This is a genomic window from Streptomyces sp. DvalAA-43 (assembly GCF_900091725.1).
Taxonomy (GTDB): Bacteria; Actinomycetota; Actinomycetes; order Streptomycetales; family Streptomycetaceae; genus Streptomyces; species Streptomyces pulveraceus.
On record NZ_FMBW01000060.1, the window covers coordinates 63,889 to 83,706 of the forward strand.

A 19,818-nucleotide genomic window follows, 5' to 3' on the forward strand; every position below is an offset into this window, starting at 1 on the left:
ACCGCTGAAGCCATCCCGGGGGCCACCACGCCGATCGGCACGACCCCATTCGCGTGACGATCTTCAAGAAGCCGATCGCTCTGGGAGGCCGCCCAGATCCCGCGGAGCCTTCAAAAACCCCTTCAGGAACCTGGGTCATTCAATAACTCCGAACCGCCGCTTTCTGACACGATCCGGGGCCATGACCGCCCTCGAACCGGCCGAGCCGGGCCTCCTCGTCGCCGAACCACTCGTCCGCACCGAGACCAAGATCGGGTACGCGCGAGTCTCGACCAGCGGGCAGAAGCTGGAGCGGCAGCTCGACGCGCTCACCGCCGCCGAGTGCCGGAAGATCTTCGCGGACAAGAAGTCCGGCAAGAACGCACTCCGCCCCGAACTGAAGGCGTGCCACGCCTTCCTCGACCCCGGCGACACCCTCGTCGTCCCGAGTCTGGACCGCTACGGCCGCAGCCTTCAGGATCTCAGCAACATGGTCGCCGAACTGCGCGAGTGTGGGATCGGCTTCACCTCGCTGCACGAGAACCTGGACACTATCCCCGGCGGCCGGCTCGTCTTCCACGTCTTCGCCGCGCTGGCCGAGCTCATCCGCGAGCTCATCGTCATCGGCACCAACGAGGGCCTGGCCGCTGCCCGCGAGCGCGGCCGGGTCGGCGGGCGCCCGAGCGTCGCCACCGAGAAAGTCATCCGCGCCGCACGCGATCTGCTGCCTGACCCCGGCCGCTCGATCACCTCGATCGCCAAGCTGCTGGGCGTCTCCCCAGGCACCCTCTACAACCACATCCCGGACCTGCGCGAGCTGCGCGCTGGCGCCGTGCCCCGTCAGCTCGGAGCGCCGACGAGGTGAGCCAATCTCAACATGATCAATCTCAGCGGAACTTTCTGTACCGCAACTGCTCATACCCAGAAACCTAGCGAAATGAACGGTTTTCTCCTGAACGGCAGGCCGTCAGCCGGACTTGTGCCTACACCCGATGGATCGGGGTGGACATGGGTCAGCAGAGGCCGTGGGAGGTTGATGACGGGCTGTGGGAGCGGATCGCTCCGCTGCTGCCGGTGGTCGAGCGTCGCACCCGTTATCCGGGGCGCAAGCGGCTGGATGACCGGCGGGTGCTCAACGGGATCCTGTTCGTGCTGTACACCGGGATCCGCTGGGAGTTCCTGCCGCAGGAGCTGGGCTTCGGTTCGGGGATGAGGTGCTGGCGGCGGCCGCGGGACTGGAACGAGGCGGGCGTGTGGCAGCAGCTGCACGAACTCCTGCTGGCCGAACTGCGCGCCAGTGACGTGCTTGACCTGTCGCGCGTCTCCGTCGACAGCTCCCACCTGCGGGCTTGGAAGGGCGGAGACGCTACTGGGCCCTCGCCGGTGGACCAGGGCAAGATGGGCAGCAAGCACCACGTCATCGTTGATGCCAACGGCATCCCGCTGGCCGCTACCGTGACCGGCGGCAACCGCAACGACGTCACCCAGCTCCTACTGCTGATCCACGCCGTGCCGCCGATCTGCGGCAAGCGCGGTCGACCCCGCCGCCGTCCTTACGTGCTCTACGCCAACCGCGGCTACGACCACGACATCTACTGACGTCAGATTCATGAGTTGGGCATCCGCTCGCCCCCGCGGCGATCATCGCGGACGCCGCCCGCACCATGCCGCACACCCTGCGCGATCTGGCACCGAACGACGAGACGATCGCAGAGCTGGTGATGATCGTGGGCTTCGACGACGACCTGGCCGGTGAGGTGACACGTACCAAGAACCGCCTGCGCGGGCTCCTCACCCAGGTTCACCCCTCACTTGAGCGGGTCCTGGGATCGCGGCTCGACCGTCCGGCCGTGCTGGTTCTCCTTGAACGCTAGGGCTTACCAGCTCAGTTGAGAAAGGCCGGCCGGCGACGGCTGGTATCCCTGCTGCCGCCCAAGGCCCCGCGCATCGCCGAACGTCTCGTCGAAGACATCTTCGCCGCACTGGACGAACAGACCGTGGTCGTCCCGGGCACCGACGCTGCCGCACTGATCGTGCCCAGCCTCACCGGCTCCCTCCGGTCCGTACTCGACCAGTGGAAGATCCTCGCTACCAAGATCGAGGAACTGCTGGAGGCCCACCCTCTTTCCCAGGTCCTGATCTCCATGCCCGGCATCGGGGCCAGGACCGCAGCCCGGATCCTCATCGACGTCGGCGACGGCAGCAACTTCAAGACCGCCGGACACCTGGCCGCCTACGCAGGCCTGGTTCCTGCCGCCCGCAGATCCGGCTCGTCCATCCGCGGTGAACATCCCTCCCGACGAGGCAGCAATCAGCTCAAGAGAGCCTTCTGCTTCGCCGCCTTCGCGTCGCTGTCGCAGCCGGACTCACGCGCCTACCACGACAAGATACGCCGGGAAGGCAAACACCATGTCGCAGCCATCGTCTGCCTGGCCCGGCGCCGCATCGACGTGCTCTTCGCGATGCTCCGAGACGGCACGTTCTACGACCCCGCACCCACCGCCGCTGCTTGACCAAAACCATAGGGGCACTTTTTGAGCCCCGGCGGCATGCTCATGGACTCAGACGATCGTGGAGTCGACCGACACCAGCCAATTGATGTTGCCCGCCGTGTCTGCCTTGGCCTGGGCAGTCCGCACAATCCTCCCGAACGAACTGTCCGATCGCGAGCGGGAGTTCGTCCAGCCGCTGCTGCCACCCAGGACGCGGCCTTGGCCGGCGGGCTGTCCGCGATGGCGCAGTCCGTCGGCTACCTGCTGGCGGCCGTCGGGCCGGTGGTCCCCGGCCTCCTCCACTTGCTCAGCTCCGGTTGGCGGGCCCCGCTTCTGCTGATGGTCGTCGTCGCGGCCACGTAGCCGGTAGCAGCCCTGATGGCCGGGCGCGGCGCGGTGGCCCCGGCGTGGAGGCCAGGGCCCGAACTCGCCGCTCCAGCGGTGGAACATAACGTACCAACCGGACGTTGATCGCCGCGCGTGGTGCAGGGCCGGCGCGGCACACCGAGGACGCGGGGGGTGTGTCAACTCGGCGCCGGGAGTCACCGGGTGCGGCACCGGGCGGGACAATCGGTCGAGGCGAGTCACCCTCAGGGTGTCGCCCTCACGCGGCAACTGCAATGACGGGGTCGAGCTCCGGCCGGGACGTCTTCGCGTCAGCGGCGATGTCGGCATACATGGCCGTTGTCGCGTTCCACCCCGTTGCGGTCGGTTCACGGCGGGATCACCGCCGACCCGGCCGCGGAACTGGACCGGCTGAAGCGCCGCTACGCGCACTGACCTCGGGATTCACCCCGGCGACCTTCCCCGGGCTGCCGCCGCCTCCCTTGAGAGCCGGCGGCGGCCCGTCGTAGTGCGGAAAACCATTTCAGATACAGATCCGTATTTGGATACAGTCTCGTATCCAACGACGCATCAGGAGACGATCACCATCACCAGGCGACTCACCCGGCAGCAGAGCCGGGAACTCACCCGCGAGCAGCTGCTGCAGGCCGCGGCCGAACTCTTCGCCGAGCACGGCGTCAACGGCACCTCGGTCGAGCAGATCGTCGAGCGCGCCGGCTACACCCGCGGCGCGTTTTACGGCAACTTCGACGGCAAGCACGAACTCGTCCTGGCCCTGCTGGAGCAGCGCACCCAGCACGAGCTGGAGGAGATGCAGGAGATCAGCCGCGACGCCGGGTCGTTCGACAGCCTGATGGAGCACCTGAGGTCCTGGTACCGCCAGCGCGACGAGACCCTCGGCAGCTGGCTCGCCCTGCGCACCGAGCTCTGGCTCTACGGCCTGCGCGACCCGGAGCTGCTGCCGGTGCTCGCGGGCCGCGAGCGGCGTTCGCGCGCCGCACTCGCCCAGGCGCTGGAGCAGGGCTTCGCCGCCCGCTCGGTGGCACCCCCGGCCCCGGTCGAGTTCCTGGCCCTCGTCATGTACTCGCTGGGCGACGGCCTGTCCATCCAGCGCGTGCTCTCCCCCGAGGACAGCGACATCGACACGGTCGCGAACGCCATCGAGCTGCTTATGCGCTCGTGGAGCGCGCTCTCCCGGAACCCCGCGCCCGCCGAGGAAGCCTCCCTCCCGTCCCCCGGGCGTCCGACCTCCAAGGGCCGGACGCCATCGATCGAGAAGCCGGAGAAGAACCCATGAGCAGCAAGGCAGCGCAGGCGAAGCAGCCGACCGCCGGACCGCCTGTCGCCTCCGAGGCCCCCGCGCCTGACCCGAAGCGGTGGCTCGCGCTGGCCGTTCTGCTGGTCGCCACCTTCATGGACCTGTTGGACGTCAACATCGTGACCGTGGCGATCCCGGCCATCCAGGGCGACCTCGGTGCGTCGGCCGTCGTCATCCAGGCGGTGACTGCCGGCTACACACTCTCCTTTGCGGCCATCCTGATCACCGGTGGCAGGCTCGGCGACATCTTCGGCCGCAAGCGGATGTTCATGACCGGTGTCGCAGGGTTCGTCGTGGCCTCCGCCCTGTGCGCGGCCGCGCAGAACTCCGAGATGCTGGTCGCTTCCCGCATCCTCCAGGGTGTGGCCGCCGCGATCATGGTCCCGCAGGTCCTGGCGATCATCCACGTCACGTTCGCCCCGCAGGAGATCGGCCGCGTCGTCAGTCTGTACGCGGGCATGATCGGCCTGGCCATCGTCTCCGCCCCCATCCTCGGCGGAGCCCTGGTCGACTGGAGCCCGCTCGACCTCGGCTGGCGGAGCATCTTCGTGGTCAACCTGCCGGTCGGCGCGGCAGCCCTGTTCGGGGCCGCGAAGTGGATGAAGGAGTCGAAGTCCCCGCACGCTATGCGGCTGGACCTGATCGGCATGCTGCTCGCGATCGTCGGGCTGCTCCTGCTGATGCTGCCGCTCATGCTCGGCCGTGAACTCGACTGGCCCGCCTGGAGCATCACCTGCCTGTTCGGCGCCGCGCCCGTCATCGTGGGCTTCGTCTTCTACGAGCGGTACAAGACCCGCAAGGACGGATCCCCGCTGGTGATCCTCTCCCTGTTCCAGGTCCGCGCGTTCGGCGCCGGCGTCGCGGCGCAGATGCTCTTCAGCGCCGTCCCGGCGGGCTTCTTCCTCAGCTGGACGCTGTACCTTCAGGGCGGCCTGGGCTGGTCGGCGCTGCACACCGGTCTGACCGCGATCCCGTTCTCGCTCGGGGTCCCGATCGTCGGCACAATCGCGGTGCGCACGCTCTTCCCCCGGTACGGGCGGTACACCCTGGTGGCGGGCGCCCTGATGATGATGCTCGGCATCGCCTCCTACGCCTGGGTCGCGAACCGCGCCGGGAGCGACATAACCTCCTGGCACGCCGTCCCGTCCATGCTCCTGCTCGGCTCCGGCATGGGTCTGCTGATGGCCCCGCTGACCGGCCTGATCCTGCGCGAAGTCAAGCCGCAGGAGGCGGGCGCAGCGTCCGGCATCATCAACGCGACCGGTCAGCTCGGCGCGGCCCTCGGCGTGGCGATCATCGGCGGGGTCTTCTTCTCCGCCCTGGCGAGCAACGCGGGCCCGCAAGCCGACAAGGTCATCCCGACCGTCCAGGCGGTGGCACCGGCCCAGGCCGGGGCGATCCGCAGCTGCGCGACCGACTCGCTCGGTCAGGCCGACCCGACCAAGGTGCCGGAGAGCTGCACCACGCTGCTCGCGAGCACCCCGGGCACCAGTCAGGACTCCGGCGCCGACGTCAAGACGATCGACACCACCCTCGGCGATATCCGCGCCAATACCTTCATCGCCACCTACAGCGAGGCTCTGTACTGGGCGGCCGGCGGCCTGGTGCTCGTCACCGGCCTGCTGTTCCTCCTGCCGCACCGGACGCACCGGCCGGAGCAGAAGTGAGCCTCGGCGGACGAAGGCGTGTTCGCCCCCGGCTGCCGAGCCGCCCTGCTGCCCTGTTATCGACTGACGCGCGGTCAACTCCATGCCCGTGGAACGCGGGCCGATGACCGAATCCACACCTGGAGAACACAGTTATGAGCGATACAACCTACCAGGTCATCACACACGGTAAGTTCGGCGAGCTCACGGATGGGCAGCGTGCGCCCCTGATCGCCCAGGCTGGCGAACACGACCTGTTCAAGGCCGGGTTCACCGAGGAGGGCACCGTCACCTACGAGCCGGCCCTGCTCACCTTCACCTTCCGCGTCCTCATCCCGGCAACCGAGGAGGACACAGAGGACCTCGTGCTGGGCCAGGCCGAGGAACTGGCCGCGGCCGCCATCCGCAAGCTCGGGGGCGAGTACCGCGACCTCCGGTCGGTCTCCACCGACCTGTCCAAGATCAAGGACAAGCGGAAGGGGCGCTGAGCTCCTGACGGAACCGGCCCCTGCCAGGCACACGGGCCGGGCAGGCTTCAGAAAGGATGCATTCCCTCTCATGACACCCGAACAACTCGCCATCGAGCTGGCCGATCCGGTGCTGCGCCGGGTCTTCTCGGCGGCCGCCCTCGGCGCGTCGACCTCCTCGGAGATCCTCTCCGTCTCGGGGCTCGGCGCACCGCAGGCCGCCCCGGCCATCGGCCGACTCGTCCGCAGCGGACTGCTCGTCCAAGGGCGCGGCTCGCTGGCCCTGGACGACGACGCCCTCGCCGCAGCCGCGCAGAGCGCCGCCCGGCGTGTGGCGGAGGAGACGGCGGCCGACCAGCCCGACCCGCAACTGCGCGGCCACATCCGCGGCGGCATCCTGGTCAACGTGCCGGAGCAGGACGCCGCCGCCCGTCGCGCGGTCCTCGGGCACGTCGCCAGGAGCACCTTCGCCGTCGGCGACGACTACGACGAGTGGACGGTGACCGACCGCCTGCAGCCGTGGTGCGAGGGCGGCGTGCTGGACGCCGTCTCGCTGCGGCGCGCCCTCGTCGACAACGGACTCCTGGCCCGCGAGTCCGGACGCTACCGGCTCGCCGCCCCGGTGGCCTGCGCCGGATGAAGACCGCGGAAGGCCCCGCACACTCGGTGGTTTCTAGGGGTAGTTGCAAGACGTGGTCGGTTTGATCAGGCCTCGAAAAGGCTATGCAGGCGCTCGGCTGGGGCTTCCCAGTCGAGCGCTCTGCGTGGGCGGCCAGAGCCAGAAGTACTCCTCCCGCTCACGGACCAGGATCCTTCGCCCCTGAGCCACCGTCCGGTCCTTCCGCATCTCGAACATCGCACCCCCTTGAGCTGGGGTGTTGCAACGATCTCCAGGAGCTGTTCGAGATTCGGATCACGCAGTTGGGGTCAGGTGTCCTTTGACAACGAAGTCCGTCGGCTGAGTGTCGGTGACCAGGGCGGACTTGGTTGGTTGGCAAAGAAGTGGGGCGACGGGGGTGCGGCGGTATTTGGATCTGGACGTAGAGCCTGATGGTGCCGTATGAGACTGAGGTTTCGTCCTTGTCCATGAGCTTCGCCCAGATATCTCTGGGCCGTGGCCAGTTTCGATCATGGAGTCGATGAGGTGCTGGACAGGATCCATGGCGGTCGGTCGGCGAGGCAGGGGCCTGCGTGTGCGGGGTTCGAAGTCGTCCAGAGCGGCTTGGATGGTTCGCCGGGTGACGTTGCATCGCCTGGCCGGGGATTTTGTCGACCGCCCTGCTGTTTCAGCGTCGCGCCGGAGGCGCTGGTAGAGCTCTCTCGTGCCATTCTTCTGGGTGGTGTGGGGCTCGGGCCCGGTTCGCGTCGCCGACGCGGCGAACTGATGTCGGCCAGGACTCGTTCTGAGATTTCCCGGGATGCCGGTCAGTTGGCAGTAGGTCAGACAGGACTCATGAGAGGACCTGTGACCAGGCCACGCCACCCCCGACGGTCTGCAGCATCTGCTTGCCGGCGCGAAGTGGGAGCCCGACGACATCCGCGATGAACTGCAGGAATACGTCGCCCACAAGTTTGGCGAGGACGACGGAGTCCTCATCATCGACGACACCGGGTTCATCAAGAAGGGCACCGCCTCCGCCGGGGTCCAGCGCCAATACTCCGGGACCGCAGGTCGCACCGAGAACTGCCAGAGCGGCGTCTTCGCCACCTATGCCACCGCCCGCGGCCGGGCCTTGGCCGACCGCGAGCTGTATATCCCCAAGTCCTGGACCGAGGACCGCGAACGCTGCCGCGCGGCCAAGGTCCCCGACGATTGGGAGTTCGCCACCAAGGGCGATCTGGCCCGGCACATGGTGCTGCGTGCCCTCGGCTCGCCGCTGCCCATCACCTGGGTCACCGCGGATTCCGCCTACGGACAGGAGAGCCGCTTCCGCCGGCTGCTGGAGCAGTCGGGCGTCGGCTACGTGCTGGCCGTGCCCAAGTCCCAGTTCACCGTGGGTTGTCCCCGCATCGAGGGCCTGTTCGCGCAGGCCCCGGACGAGGCGTGGGAGAAGATCTCATGCGGCAACGGGGCGAAGGGACCGCGCGTCTACCACGGGGCGACGGTGCGACTGCCGGCCGTCGCCGAGTCCGACCACCAGGGCGAGGTCCTTCACCGGATGCGGTGGGCGCTGGCCCGTCGCAGCATCCGCAAGCCCGACGAGATCGCCTACTGCCTCGCCTACGCCCCTTTGGAGACCACCGCCCAGGAACTGGTGCGAATCGCCGGGACGCGGTGGGCGATCGAGGAGGGTTTCCAGGCAGCGAAGAACGAGTGTGGCCTGGACCAGTACGAAGTCCGCCGTTATCCGGGTTGGTACCGGCACATCACCCTGGCGATGCTCGCGCACGCCTTCCTGGCAGCCACGGCACACCAGGACCGGGAAAGGGGGGCAGGACGGGTGAGGCAGCCGGGACCATCGAGCTCACAGTGGCGGAGGTTCGGCGACTCCTGGCAGCTTGTCGGCCCCGGCTCCCGCACCTGCACGGACGTCGAGGCCGGCACCACGCGGTGAGCTGGTCGAACTGGCGCCGACGACGCCAGGCAGTCGCCCGCCAATGTCATTACGTGCGGCGTTGTCGCACGATCGAGGGGCGGACACCGTGAAGCCGCCCCTGACCACTCCACAGCCCGCTACACTCCAGCCGCCCAGCGAAACTCGCAGGTCAGACTGCAAAAACCTGCTGGAGTACTAGGCCGACCATGACCAGCGCGACGACCGGCTGACCACCGCCGAACGCGCGGGACTCACGGCCCTGTGCAGGGAGAACGCCCAGCTCAAGCGGGCAAACGAGATCCTCAAAGCCGCCTCGGCTTTTCCGTCCAGGAACTCGACACAACCCGGCGCAGGTACTGACGTTCCTCGCCTCGCCATCGCTGTCCTCGACCGGCTCCTCCACCACTGCGAAGTCGTCTCCATCAACGGCCCCAGCCACCGGCTCAAGAACCCACTCGCAGCCATCGAAAGGGATTCCACAGCGGCTTGATCAACATCGATCTCGTCGGGCCCATCGTGCATGGCTCGGTCACGGCCGCGTGGTCTGAATCGGCAGCGGTCGTGACTAATGCAACCCAGCGATAGACACCGCTTCCCTGCCATTCGGCAGCACGGGCAAGGCGGGTCAGATCGCCCAGAATCTCGTCGGCTACTTCCGCGTCGAGGACCTCTGCCTCCCGCTCTCGCAGCTGAGACCAGAGCCCTGCCACCTTGCTGAGCCTGGGCCCCCTGACGGCACACAAGGCTGAGACCAAACGGTCCGAGAAGGCAAAAACCACACAGTCGTCGTTGTCCTGGCCAGCGACAATACGAGGCTCGTCGGCTTCCATGAGCTCCTCGAAGTTGGCACTCCCACTCGATCGCTGCCTCTTCGGGATCGAAGTTCCCGCAAGACACCGACTCCAGAGCGCGGCCTGGCCCGCCTCGAACCGCAAGTGCCGCCACGACGTCAACAGGCGCTACGAATAACTTCACCAGTCTGCTCACCTGGGCATGATGCCTCAAACCCCCGATGCGGTCCCGCGCATGCGGTCACTATTCAAGCTGAGCACGTTCGTCCGTACGTGCCTGAGCACATTGAGGAGGAGTACGCCGACAACTGCGTGACCTCTCGGGGAAAGAGGCGCTTCCGGAGCCAGCTCGATGTCAACGCGCGGGCGGCCACGAACTCGCGGGGCGCCCATCGAGCTGCTTCGGAAGGGGCGATGCGGTCGTTCCATGGGGGCACTGCGCTGTTCATGTCGGTGGGTGTGATGTCGTCGCGTTCAGCGCGGTACCGCCATGGCGGCGGAGGTAGGCCAGGACGGCGCGCACGCGGCGGTGGCCGCCGTCGCCGACCGACAGGCCGAGTTTGAGGAAGACGTTGCCGATGTGTTTGTGGACGGCGTTGTCAGTGATCACGAGCCGTTGGGCGATGGTCGCGTTGTCGTGACCCTCGGCCATCAGCGCAAGGACCTCGCGCTCCCGTGCGGTCAGGGCATCGACGGGATCACCGTGTGCCAGGAGTTGGGCGATGACTTCGGGGTCCATGGCGGTGCCGCCGCCTGCCACACGGCGCAGCGCGTCGGTGAACTCCGCGATGCGGCTCACGCGGTCTTTGAGCAGGTATCCGATGCCGCCTTGGGCGTCGGCGAGGAGGCGGCCCGCGTATTCCTGCTCCACGTACTGCGACAGGACCAGGACGGGAAGTCCGGGATGGTCGCGGCGGGCCTGGACTGCGGCCCGGATGCCCTCGTCGCGGAAGGTCGGGGGCAGCCGCACGTCCACGATGGTGACGTCCGGCCGGTGGATCTCGACGGCGGTGAGGAAGCCGGGGGCGTCGGCCGTGATCGCGACGACCTCGAAGCCCTGCGAGTTGAGCAGGAGCTCGAGCCCGGATGACAGCAGGACGTTGTCCTCGGTGATGACTACGCGCACGGAAGCTCCACGGTGATGGTGGTCGGCCCGCCTGGTGGGCTGCTGATCTTCATGGTGCCGTCCAGAGCGGCGGCGCGGCGGCGCATTCCGTCCAGGCCGGACCCTCGGGCGGCGTCCGCTTCGCCGGTCCCGTTGTCTGCGATCTGCGCGCAGAGCAACGCGCTGTTGCGGGTCACGCGAACTGAGGCATGGGTGGCCCGGCTGTGTCGGGAGATGTTCGCCAGTGCCTCGGTGACGGCGAAGTAGACGACTGCTTCGACTGCTGCGGGGATCTCACCGAGCGGGCCGACGTCGATGCGGGTCGGCACTCCGGCCCTGGTGGACAGGGTGCTGAGCGCGCCGGAGAGGCCCTGGTCAGCCAGCACCGGGGGATAGATGGTGCGGATGACGGAGCGCAGCTCGGTCATCGCGTCCTCGGTCTCGGCATGAGCCTGTCGCACCAGAGCGGCGGCCCCGTCGGGTTGGTCGGAGAGGCTCTCGCCGGCCACGGCGAGCCGCATCGCAATGGCCACGAGCCGGGCCTGAGTGCCGTCGTGCAGATCGCGTTCAATCCGCCGGAGTTCCGCACCGTGTGCCTGCAGGACGTCCGTACGTGTTCGGGTGAGCTCGGTGACGCGTTCGCCCAGTTGCTCCGCGGGCGATGGCGCCAGGACCGCGAGGCAGCACCGGGCGTGCGCTCGGGCAAGCGGCGGGAGGGCGATGGCGGCCAGTACCGCCAGAACCACGAGATTCACCAGCCCGAGCAGCAACGCGGTGCCCCAGCCGGTTATGCGAACGCTGACCACGGGCAGCCACGGCGCTGTGGGAAAGGCCCACCACAACAGCGTAATGACGGGAGTGAGAGACAGGCAGCCCAGACAGACCAGGGCAAGCGCGCCCGCTGGCAAGCCGGTGACCACCTGCGTCATGAGCCACGCAAGGTTGCGGCGGGCGGCGCGCGGGCGGGGCTCGACCGACCGTCCCAGCAGCGCCCCGGCGCGCCGGCGATGCTGCTCCGTCCAGGACTGCGTCAACGACGGAAGGCACAGCAGGGGTGCCGCAGCGAGCGCCACCGCCGCGGACACCAAAGTGGCCAGCAGGTAACGCCCGCTGCGCCATGCCTTGAACCACCATGCGCGGGCCGCGCCGGGTATGCCGAGCACTTGTCTCGCTTTCCCTTTGTCGTGCAGGAGGACCGTGGGAAGCCCCACCCGATCGACCCTAGACAACCAGTCGACCCTGCGGCACTACAGGCAGCTGTACCTTTCGTCCGGGCGCCTGCGGTAGCGACCCTCCATCGGATGCCTATCTAGCGTGTGGGCATGAGATTCACAAGCCCGAGTGCCGTGCCGCGCCCGGACACTTCCGTGTCCGACCAGCCCGATCGGCAGCACCGCCCCACCGGCAAACAGTGGCTGGCTGCCGTTGCGGCCATCCTCGTCATTGCAGGCACGGCCGTTGCTGTCCAATTGTCGGCCGACGCACGCGACTCGGCCGCGCCCGGATACGGGCAAGAGGATCTGCGCCGGGACACCGACGCCATCGAGGCGCTGGGGGTCACCGGAGTCCAGGCACGCGTGACCACCGGCCCTGGCAGGGACCTGGTCGCCACCAGCGGCGTCGCCGAGGCGGGCACGAACCGTCCGGTGCCCCGCGACGGCCGCTTCCGGATGGCCAGTACCGGCAAGGCGCTCGTGGCCACCGTGGTCCTGCAACTGGTGGACGAGGGCAAGCTGGCGCTCGACGACACGGTGGACCACTGGCTGCCCGGCTTGGTGGACGGCAACGGCAATGACGGACGCCGGATCACCATCCGTCAACTCCTCCAGCACACCAGCGGCATCCACGACGACGACCTCCCTGGCTACACCACCCCGCAGGAGTACTACGAGCGCCGGTACGACACCTACACACCCCAACAGATCGTCGCGCTGGCGATGAGGCACCGCCCGGACTTCCCACCCGGCACCGGGTGGAACTACTCCAACACCGGCTACGTCCTGCTCGACTTGATCATCGAGAAGGTCACAGAACGCCCTTGGCACAAGGAGACCGAGGACCGGATCCTGAAACCGCTCGGCATGGAGCACACCTACCTGCCGGGCAGCACCCCTGCACTCCGGCCTCCACACGCCAACGGCTACCAGGTTTTCCCCTCCGGAGAACGAGTCGACGTCACCGAGGTGATCTTCCCCGACCCGGGCAGCTACGTCTCCACCACTGAGGATGTCAACCGCTTCTTCCAGGCCCTGCTCGGCGGCAAGGTGCTGCCCCGGGCACGGCTGGCCGAGATGCGGGACACCGTCCCGGTCAACAAGGAGATCCAGGCGTTCTGGCCGTACGGACGCTACGGCCTCGGCCTGGTCGAACGGCCCCTGTCCTGCGGCGGCAGCTACTGGAGCCACGAAGGAGGCAACGGCGGCTACATCACTCTGAACGGCGCCACCGACGGCGGCAGGCGCATCGTGACCGTCTCCATGTCCACCGCCCTGGGTGACTCACCCGACAACGCACTCCGACAGGAGCAAGCCGCCAGTATCCTCGTCGACCACGCGCTGTGCGACACCCCCGGCAACGGGCAAAAGAGGTAACTACCCCCAGACGCCTCATGGGAAGCGCAGATCGGCTCCCGCCGATCTGCGCTTCCCATGAGGCGTCTGGGCCGGCCTGCAACTGGGCCCCGTTGCGATCCCGGCCGAGCCCATGGTGGGACAACTGCGTGCTCGCACGGCATGGAGGTGCCGCCGACTCGGCATGCCGTGTCGGTCCGAGCGATGCAGTGCCATCATCAGGGGGATGGGCACGGGCGTCGTCCGGCCGGTGGGCTTCAGCTCGCCCGTCTCGAGGGCGACGGCGAACTGGGCGATGTTGTCGGCAGTGCTGTTGTTGACGTATAGCCATTGTCCGCTGGTGTCGATGACGAAGTTGGTGGGACCGCTCACGCCTTGAGTGGTGTGGCCGATGACGGAGAGCGTCCCTGTCGGGCGGCGGATGTGGTATCCGGTGATGGTCTGTGAGGGCGCTGTCACGTTGGCTGACAGGGTGGGAGGATCCTCGGGGTGATCACGGTGGAGGGGGTTGTCCGTGGAGGGCATGTCGCCGTCGTACAAGGGGCACCGGTATCCGGTCGAGGTGATCTCGCACTGTGTGTGTCTGTACTTCCGGTTCCCGCTCAGTTTCCGTGAGGTCGAGGAGTTGATGCTGGAGCGCGGCGTGATCGTCTCGTACGAGACGGTCCGCCGCTGGTGCCTGGCGTTCGGTCTGCAGTACGCCAACGGACTGCGCCGCCGGCGGCCCCGGCCCGGCGGCAAGTGGCATCTGGACGAGGTCTTCATCAAGATCAACGGTGAGCAGAAGTACCTGTGGCGGGCTGTCGACCAGAACGGCAACGTGCTGGACATCCTGGTGCAGAGCCGCCGGGACACGATGATCCAACGCTGACCGAGTACTGGGCGGCACGGAACCAAAAACGCGGGTTCCCACAGGCGGACAAGAAGTCGCATGTCTGGCTGGCGGCGCGGCAGAGGGGATTGTGTGCCCAGTGCGGGCTGGATCTGGTTGCGGGGGCGGAATACGAGCTGGACAACGGCCGAGAATGGGCGAGATGGTTCGAATACGGCTCCCACACGCTCAGCGTTCACCAGAAGACGGACGCAGGTGCCGTTGGCTCCGCTTGGAAGAACCTCGAACTCCTGCACGCCGGCTGCCATCGGCAGCTCCATGCCGGGAACCATGAGAATCGAAACAACTGCCGCCCACAGCGGTCTGCTTGAGCCGAATGCGCCTAGCCTCGATCCACCGACCCGTGCCTTGTGGATAACGTCTCGGAAAACGAAGAAGTGCCTTGTGACCCGCGATGATGGGAGTTCTTCAGGCTTCCAGCACGCACAATCAGCAAGGCACTTCCGAGATGCAAGTTTCTCACACGCGGGCGGCGGTCTCCGCTGCCTTCGATGACACGAACCTGATCGCGCATGCCGGGCTGGTTCCGGTGATGCGGCTGGCCGAGCGATGCGGTCTGCCCCGGCTGGTGAGGGAGAACGTGAGGCTGACCGGGGCGAAGAACGGCGCGGGTGCCTCGGAGGACGCCAAGGTCACCGGCATCGTGGGCGGCATGGCCGCAGGAGCGGACAGCATCGACGACCTCGACGTTCTGCGCCACGGTGCGATGTCGGCCGTGTTCGAAGAGGTCCGTGCCCCGTCCACCCTGGGCACCTTCCTCCGCTCCTTCACCCATGGTCACGCCCTCCAACTGCACGCGGTACACCGCAGGTTCCTCGGCGAACTGGCCGCACACCCCGTTGCTGCCCGGCTCCGGCGAGAAGGCGTTCATCGACGTCGACTCCACCCACAAACGCGTCTACGGCCGCACCAAGCAGGGTGGCGAGTACGGCCGGTTCAAGGGCATCCGCACCCTGCACCCTCTGCTCGCCACGATCTGCACCCCCACCTCCCGACCGGTGATCGCCACCGTGCGGATGCGCCGCGGCAAAGCAGCCGACTCCCGGGGCTCCCCGAAATTCGTCAGCGAGGCGCTGGCCACCGCCGTCGAGGCCGGCTGCACCGGCATGCGCATCTTGCGCGCGGACTCGCAGTTCTACAACGCCGGTGTCATCGCTGCCTGCCGCCGGTCCGGCGCCCGCTTCTCCCTCACCACCGGGATGAACCCCTCCATCAAACGGGCCATCCACAGCATCCCCGACACCGCGTGGCAGCAGATCACCTACCCGACCGCGGTACCCGACCCTGAGACCGGCAAGCTCATCTCGGACGCCGAGGTCGCCGAGATACCCGCCTACACCGCCTTCGCCAGCCGCAAGAAAGGCGACCGGGTCACGGCCCGGCTGATCGTGCGCCGGGTCCGTGACCTGGCCAAACCCGCCGTCGTCGGCGAGCAGGGCGAGTTGTTCCCAGTCTGGCGCTACCACCCGTTCTTCACCGACACCCCCGCGCCGACGCTCAAAGCCGAGCGGGAGCACCGCCACCACGCCGTCGTCGGGCAGGTCATCGCCGACAGCAAAGCCTCCGCCCTGGCCCACCTGGCGTCGGGACACTTCCACGCCAATGCCGCCTGGCTGATCCTGTGGGCGATGGCCTACAACCTGCTGCGGGCCGCCGGGGCACTGACATCCGCCTTCCACGCCAAGGCCACCCTCCGCTCCCACCTGGTCCAGGACCCGGCCCGGATCGCCCGCTCCGCACGGCGCGTCACCCTGCACCTTCCGCGCAACTGGCGCTGGCAAAAAGCCTGGACGCACCTGTTCGACACCGTCCACCGCCCACCCGAACCCGCCTGACAGCCTCTGCCCACCCCGCCCGCCAGGGCTCGACCGGAACCAAAACCGTGGAAAAGCTGGGCAGACCAGCGGATGCAGCACGCCCATGCCCATCGGTCGACCCCAAAACCGGCTCAGAAGCCCGTCAGAAGATCACTTCCAGACCACGTCGGCGGATCGAGGCTAAGCCGACTTCAGAGTCACCCGCAGACGCCGTGCCACTTCCGGAGGCTTGACCTCCTGCTCGAAAAGCTCGGCCGCCTGCATCCGCACCGACTTCCGACGCACCCGTCCCGCAACGGTCAGCCCGCCCCCATCCGAATACTTCACACACCATCGAATACAGCCACCACACCAAGTCCATCGGGAACCTCGGGAAAGTTCACCCTGACGAGCCGAAGTCAGTAGACGTCGGTAGGGGCGGCAGTGAGTGATCTTTCCCAGGCTGGCGCATCCGGCTTGTGCGAGGGTGGGACGAGGAATGGCCGACGGGCCGGGAGGGTGAGCAGCAAAGGCGGGAGTCCCTCGATCGCGAGGATCGGGGGACTTCACCAAGCGAGCCAGCCCGGGGGATCGGGGTGGGCCCTGTTGCGGCACTGGGTGCCGGGTATCCGATTTACGCGGTCGGGTTGAGTTCGGCTTGGCCGAACAGCAGGGCCCAGCCGGTGGGGAGCTGGTGGAGAATGCGGGTGATCAGGTTGGGGCCGGCGTGGGCGGTGACGGCGGCGAAGACGGATCCGGTGTCCCAGCGGGTGGTGGCCAGGGAGGCGCCGGAGCGGGCGGCTAGGTCCTTGACGAAGCCCCAGCCTCCCAGCGGCTGGAGGCCGGGGATCTGCGTGGTCAGGACGCGGGCGGCCTCCAAGGGCAGGCAGGCGGCCAGGTCGACGCGTTCGTCGCCGGTCAGCTGGCGTCCCAGCCCTGCCAGGACCAAGCGGACGACTTCGTCCGCTCGCTCGCGGTTGGGGTAGGCGCCTTCGTAGCGGACCTTCTCCAGCAGCTGCTCATACGCCGTCGAGTACGGCTGCTTGCGCTCAAGCGGTACGCGCACGTCGGTGATCACTGCGGTGAATGCCCTTCGTCAAGCCAGGGTCGGGTGGGTGCCGGTGTGCGGCACCGGTGGTCAGGTGGGTTGGGGGCGGCCGAAGAGGAGGTCGTAGCCGGCGGGGAGCTGGAGCAGGATCTGCCCCAGTAGGTCGTCGTCGGCGGTGTCGGCGGCCGTGGACAGCACGGCGCTGACGTCCCAGGTCGCGGTCTGCTCGGTGGCGCCCTCGATCCAGGCCGCGGTCGCCCGCACGAACCGCTCCGGCGGCAGCGGCTCGGCGCTCTGCAGCGGGTTGAGCAGGATCAGGGCGAATTCCTCCGGCAGGCGTGCCGCGAGCAGGGCGCGGACCTCGCCGACCAGGTGTGCGCCGAGCAGGGCGAGTACCACACGGGCCGCGCGCTCGGCTTCCTCCACAGTGCCGTACTCGCCGCGTTCCTTGACGTGGTCGAGAAACGCTTCGCGTCGCAGTGTCATCTCGGCCGCCACCCCTTCTTGTTCTTCAAACTGCCCACAGGGGTGCGGAGGACGGGGTGAGGGGGAGATCAGGTGCCCGTCCTCCGCACCTGTCCGGCCGGGTCAGCCGGAGATCTCCTTGTGGCCGGTCCCGACGCCGATGGAGATCTTGCGGGGCTTGGCGCGCTCGGCGATCGGGATGCGCAGGGTGAGCACGCCCGCGTCGTAGTCGGCCTGGATGCGCTCGGTGTCAAGGGTGTCGGCGAGCACGATCTGGCGGGAGAAGACGCCCAGCGGCCGCTCGGACAGTTCCATCTGCACGTCGTCGGCCTTCGTCACCGGCCGGCGCTCGGCCTTGACGGTGAGCATGTTCCGCTCGACGTCGATGTCGATCGCGTCTGCGGTGACGCCGGGAAGGTCGAAGGCCACCACGTACCGGTCGCCCTCGCGGTAGGCGTCCATCGGCATCGCCGACGGCCTCGACCAGGTCCCCGGGCCCAGCAGCTGCTGCGTCAGCCGGTCCAGTTCACGGAAGGGGTCAGTGCGCATCAACATCGTGAAAACACCTCCAACAGGTTCAGGCAGTTACTGCCAATGCGCCTCACTGACACTGTTGTAACATGTCATCCAATGGATGACAAACATGATGTCGTCAGCTCGATGACAACCCTGGGGAGGTGTCCGTGACCCCGGCCGACCAGCCGTCCACGACCGGCACCGACGCCCACAGCCCGGCGTCGTTCCTCGCCGCCGCGGCGGCCCTCAACGCCATAGACGACGCCTTGCGCGAAGCCCAGCAGGAGGCCCCGAACGCTTCCGATGCCGGGCCGGACCCGGAGCAGGCCCTGGCCTCACTGATGCTGTTGCGGCAAGTCCGCGAGCAGCTCGCCGGATGGGAGACTGGCCTGATCGAAACCGCCCGCGACACGGGCGCCAGCTGGGCCGACCTCGCCCTGCCCCTCGGCGTCGCCAGCCGCCAGGCCGCCGAGCGCCGCTACCTGCGCGGCCGCCCCGGCCCTGCCGGGACTACCGGCGAACAGCGTGTGACGGCCACCCGCCAGGCCCGTGCCGCCGACCGCACCACCGCCGCCTGGGCCCGCCGCAACGCCGCCGACCTGCGCCGTCTTGCCGGCCAGATCACCGCACTCGCCGACCTACCCGCAGCGGCCCGCCGCCCGCTCAGCGAACTCCACGCGGCCCTCGCCCACGACGACCCCGCCGACCTCATTGCCCCGCTGACCGCCACCCGCCCCCACCTGGCCGCCGCACACCCCGACCTCGCCGCTCGGCTCGACACCCTCACAGCCCCGTAGTACGAGTCAACGATCCAGCCGCCCGCCGGAGACGCCGGGCCTGGGGTCTTCAGCTGAAGTCCCCCTCACCCGCAATCCGACGCTTCTTTGAGAATGGAGAAATGGACGCCCAGGAAATCCAGGAACAGCTGCGCCGCGAGCTCGAAGAGCAGGAGCGCGTCACCCGAGAGCTGGCCCAGGCGATGGAAGAAGCCGCCCGCCGGGACGGCGGAGTCTAAAGAAGCAAGGGCAGGGGCCGACACGTGTCATCCGTGTCGGCCCCTGCCTCCTTTTGTGCTCCCTGGTCCACCGGTCAGAGGAGGACGCCGCCGGAGACCTCGATGCGCTGGGCCGTCATCCAGCGCAGGCCCTCCGACGCCAGCGTGGCGATGGCGTCACCGATCTCCTCGGGTTCGCCGACACGGCCGAGCGCGGTCTGCCCGGCCAGACCCTGGCGCATACCGATGTCATCCCGCATGGCACCGCCGTTGAAGTCGGTGGCGGTCGGCCCCGGGGCAATGGAGTTGACCCGGATACCTCGGGGGCCAAGCTCTGCGGCCAGAGTGCGGCTCAGAGCCTCGACGGCGGCCTTCGAAGCGGAGTAGACCGACGTCGCGGGACTGGTGTGGCGAGTCAACGACGACGAGACATTGATGACCCGGGCACCCTGCGCCAGCAGCGGCACAAGCGACTGGGTGAGGAAAAACGTGCCCCGCACGTTCGTGCCGAACACCGTGTCGAAGTCGTCGGCCGTGACAGCTTCCAGCGGGCCGAAAACGCCAACCCCCGCGTTGTTGACCACGATATCGAGCCGCGAGGCCCCCCAGCGCTCAAGCAGTGCGCTCAGCTCGGAAGCGAGGGCTCCGAAAGAGGAGATGTCGCTGATATCGAGACGCATGACAGCGGCAGTCCCACCCGCGGCGTGCACTTGCCGCACAGTCTCCTCTACCTCAGCCACATCACCGCGATGAGTGACCACGACCCGCACCCCGCGCGCCGCCAGCGCGAGAGCTGTACTCCGGCCCAGGCCACGGTTCGCACCGGTCACCAAAGCGATCCTGTCGGCTGTCATCAG

At 68.1% G+C, this 19,818-nt stretch carries 18 protein-coding genes and 5 pseudogenes; 15 read left to right on the top strand and 8 right to left on the bottom strand.

What is annotated here, in order from left to right; translation table 11 throughout:
* Positions 1–181 precede the first annotated feature (181 nt).
* The 11 genes and pseudogenes from GA0115234_RS24620 to GA0115234_RS43700 form a co-directional block, all read left to right on the top strand.
* Positions 182–844, top strand: a complete 663-nt coding sequence (locus GA0115234_RS24620; protein WP_093545539.1) for a recombinase family protein — start codon at positions 182–184, stop codon at positions 842–844.
* 143 nt (positions 845–987) lie between these two features.
* Positions 988–1,569 (top strand): annotated as a pseudogene (locus GA0115234_RS24625) (IS5 family transposase); the annotation flags it as partial.
* Between the two features lie 44 nt (positions 1,570–1,613).
* Positions 1,614–2,492 (top strand): annotated as a pseudogene (locus tag GA0115234_RS24630) (IS110 family transposase); the annotation flags it as partial.
* Positions 2,493–2,690: 198 nt separating this feature from the next.
* Positions 2,691–2,834 (top strand): hypothetical protein, encoded by a 144-nt coding sequence (locus tag GA0115234_RS41485; RefSeq protein ID WP_237541683.1) that lies wholly within the window; start codon positions 2,691–2,693, stop codon positions 2,832–2,834.
* A 321-nt stretch (positions 2,835–3,155) separates the two neighbouring features.
* Positions 3,156–3,251 (top strand): DUF3037 domain-containing protein, encoded by a 96-nt coding sequence (locus tag GA0115234_RS42845; protein WP_218107189.1) that lies wholly within the window; start codon positions 3,156–3,158, stop codon positions 3,249–3,251.
* A gap of 106 nt (positions 3,252–3,357) precedes the next feature.
* Positions 3,358–4,113, top strand: coding sequence for a TetR/AcrR family transcriptional regulator (locus GA0115234_RS24640; protein ID WP_202554131.1), 756 nt, complete (start codon positions 3,358–3,360; stop codon positions 4,111–4,113).
* Positions 4,110–5,801 (top strand): MFS transporter, encoded by a 1,692-nt coding sequence (locus GA0115234_RS24645; RefSeq protein WP_093545548.1) that lies wholly within the window; start codon positions 4,110–4,112, stop codon positions 5,799–5,801. The genes GA0115234_RS24640 and GA0115234_RS24645 overlap by 4 nt, the downstream gene beginning before the upstream one ends.
* 134 nt (positions 5,802–5,935) lie before the next feature.
* Positions 5,936–6,268, top strand: a complete 333-nt coding sequence (locus GA0115234_RS24650) for a DUF6204 family protein (RefSeq protein ID WP_093545551.1) — start codon at positions 5,936–5,938, stop codon at positions 6,266–6,268.
* Positions 6,269–6,338: 70 nt separating this feature from the next.
* On the top strand, positions 6,339–6,887 hold the full coding sequence (locus GA0115234_RS24655; protein WP_093545554.1) for a DUF2087 domain-containing protein: 549 nt from the start codon (positions 6,339–6,341) through the stop codon (positions 6,885–6,887).
* A gap of 895 nt (positions 6,888–7,782) precedes the next feature.
* Positions 7,783–8,802 (top strand): IS701 family transposase, encoded by a 1,020-nt coding sequence (locus tag GA0115234_RS24660; protein ID WP_256088802.1) that lies wholly within the window; start codon positions 7,783–7,785, stop codon positions 8,800–8,802.
* 352 nt (positions 8,803–9,154) lie between these two features.
* Positions 9,155–9,274 (top strand): annotated as a pseudogene (locus tag GA0115234_RS43700) (ATP-binding protein); the annotation flags it as partial.
* Here the strand turns inward: GA0115234_RS43700 and GA0115234_RS42850 are convergent.
* The 3 genes from GA0115234_RS42850 to GA0115234_RS24675 all read right to left on the bottom strand — a co-directional run bounded on the left by GA0115234_RS42850 (position 9,228) and on the right by GA0115234_RS24675 (position 11,843).
* The gene (locus GA0115234_RS42850) at positions 9,228–9,614 is read right to left on the bottom strand and encodes a hypothetical protein (protein WP_202554132.1); all 387 of its coding nucleotides are present in this window, start codon (positions 9,612–9,614) and stop codon (positions 9,228–9,230) included. The pseudogene GA0115234_RS43700 and the gene GA0115234_RS42850 sit on opposite strands and share 47 nt — an antisense overlap.
* A gap of 406 nt (positions 9,615–10,020) precedes the next feature.
* Positions 10,021–10,701 (bottom strand): response regulator transcription factor, encoded by a 681-nt coding sequence (locus GA0115234_RS24670; protein ID WP_093545557.1) that lies wholly within the window; start codon positions 10,699–10,701, stop codon positions 10,021–10,023.
* A complete protein-coding gene (locus GA0115234_RS24675) occupies positions 10,692–11,843 on the bottom strand; it encodes a sensor histidine kinase (RefSeq protein WP_093545560.1) in 1,152 nt (383 codons plus the stop codon). Before GA0115234_RS24675 ends, GA0115234_RS24670 begins: the two co-directional genes overlap by 10 nt.
* Positions 11,844–12,149: 306 nt before the next feature.
* Between GA0115234_RS24675 and GA0115234_RS24680 the strand changes: the two genes are divergently transcribed.
* Positions 12,150–13,271, top strand: a complete 1,122-nt coding sequence (locus GA0115234_RS24680; protein ID WP_237541684.1) for a serine hydrolase domain-containing protein — start codon at positions 12,150–12,152, stop codon at positions 13,269–13,271.
* Positions 13,272–13,286: 15 nt separating this feature from the next.
* On the opposite strand, the gene GA0115234_RS44430 is transcribed toward GA0115234_RS24680, so the two are convergent.
* Positions 13,287–13,775 carry a beta-propeller fold lactonase family protein gene (locus GA0115234_RS44430; protein ID WP_093545566.1) on the bottom strand — a complete coding sequence of 163 codons (489 nt, stop codon included), beginning with the start codon at positions 13,773–13,775 and terminating at the stop codon, positions 13,287–13,289.
* Here GA0115234_RS44430 and GA0115234_RS24690 point away from each other — a divergent pair.
* Positions 13,774–14,118: pseudogene (locus GA0115234_RS24690) on the top strand (IS6 family transposase); the annotation flags it as partial. The gene GA0115234_RS44430 and the pseudogene GA0115234_RS24690 sit on opposite strands and share 2 nt — an antisense overlap.
* Positions 14,119–14,590: 472 nt before the next feature.
* Positions 14,591–15,977, top strand: a pseudogene (locus GA0115234_RS24695) (IS1380 family transposase).
* 595 nt (positions 15,978–16,572) lie between these two features.
* Here the strand turns inward: GA0115234_RS24695 and GA0115234_RS24705 are convergent.
* The 3 genes from GA0115234_RS24705 to GA0115234_RS24715 form a co-directional block, all read right to left on the bottom strand.
* A complete protein-coding gene (locus GA0115234_RS24705) occupies positions 16,573–17,016 on the bottom strand; it encodes a DUF2267 domain-containing protein (protein ID WP_093545569.1) in 444 nt (147 codons plus the stop codon).
* Between the two features lie 60 nt (positions 17,017–17,076).
* Positions 17,077–17,472: a DUF2267 domain-containing protein gene (locus tag GA0115234_RS24710; RefSeq protein ID WP_093545608.1), complete on the bottom strand. Its 396-nt coding sequence runs from the start codon at positions 17,470–17,472 to the stop codon at positions 17,077–17,079.
* A gap of 102 nt (positions 17,473–17,574) precedes the next feature.
* Positions 17,575–18,006, bottom strand: a complete 432-nt coding sequence (locus GA0115234_RS24715) for an Hsp20/alpha crystallin family protein (protein ID WP_093545572.1) — start codon at positions 18,004–18,006, stop codon at positions 17,575–17,577.
* 128 nt (positions 18,007–18,134) lie between these two features.
* Here GA0115234_RS24715 and GA0115234_RS24720 point away from each other — a divergent pair, with 128 nt between their 5' ends.
* Positions 18,135–18,764: a type III effector protein gene (locus tag GA0115234_RS24720; protein WP_093545611.1), complete on the top strand. Its 630-nt coding sequence runs from the start codon at positions 18,135–18,137 to the stop codon at positions 18,762–18,764.
* Between the two features lie 292 nt (positions 18,765–19,056).
* Here GA0115234_RS24720 and GA0115234_RS24725 read toward each other — a convergent pair whose 3' ends face one another.
* Positions 19,057–19,815 carry an SDR family NAD(P)-dependent oxidoreductase gene (locus GA0115234_RS24725; RefSeq protein WP_093545613.1) on the bottom strand — a complete coding sequence of 253 codons (759 nt, stop codon included), beginning with the start codon at positions 19,813–19,815 and terminating at the stop codon, positions 19,057–19,059.
* Positions 19,816–19,818: the final 3 nt, after the last annotated feature.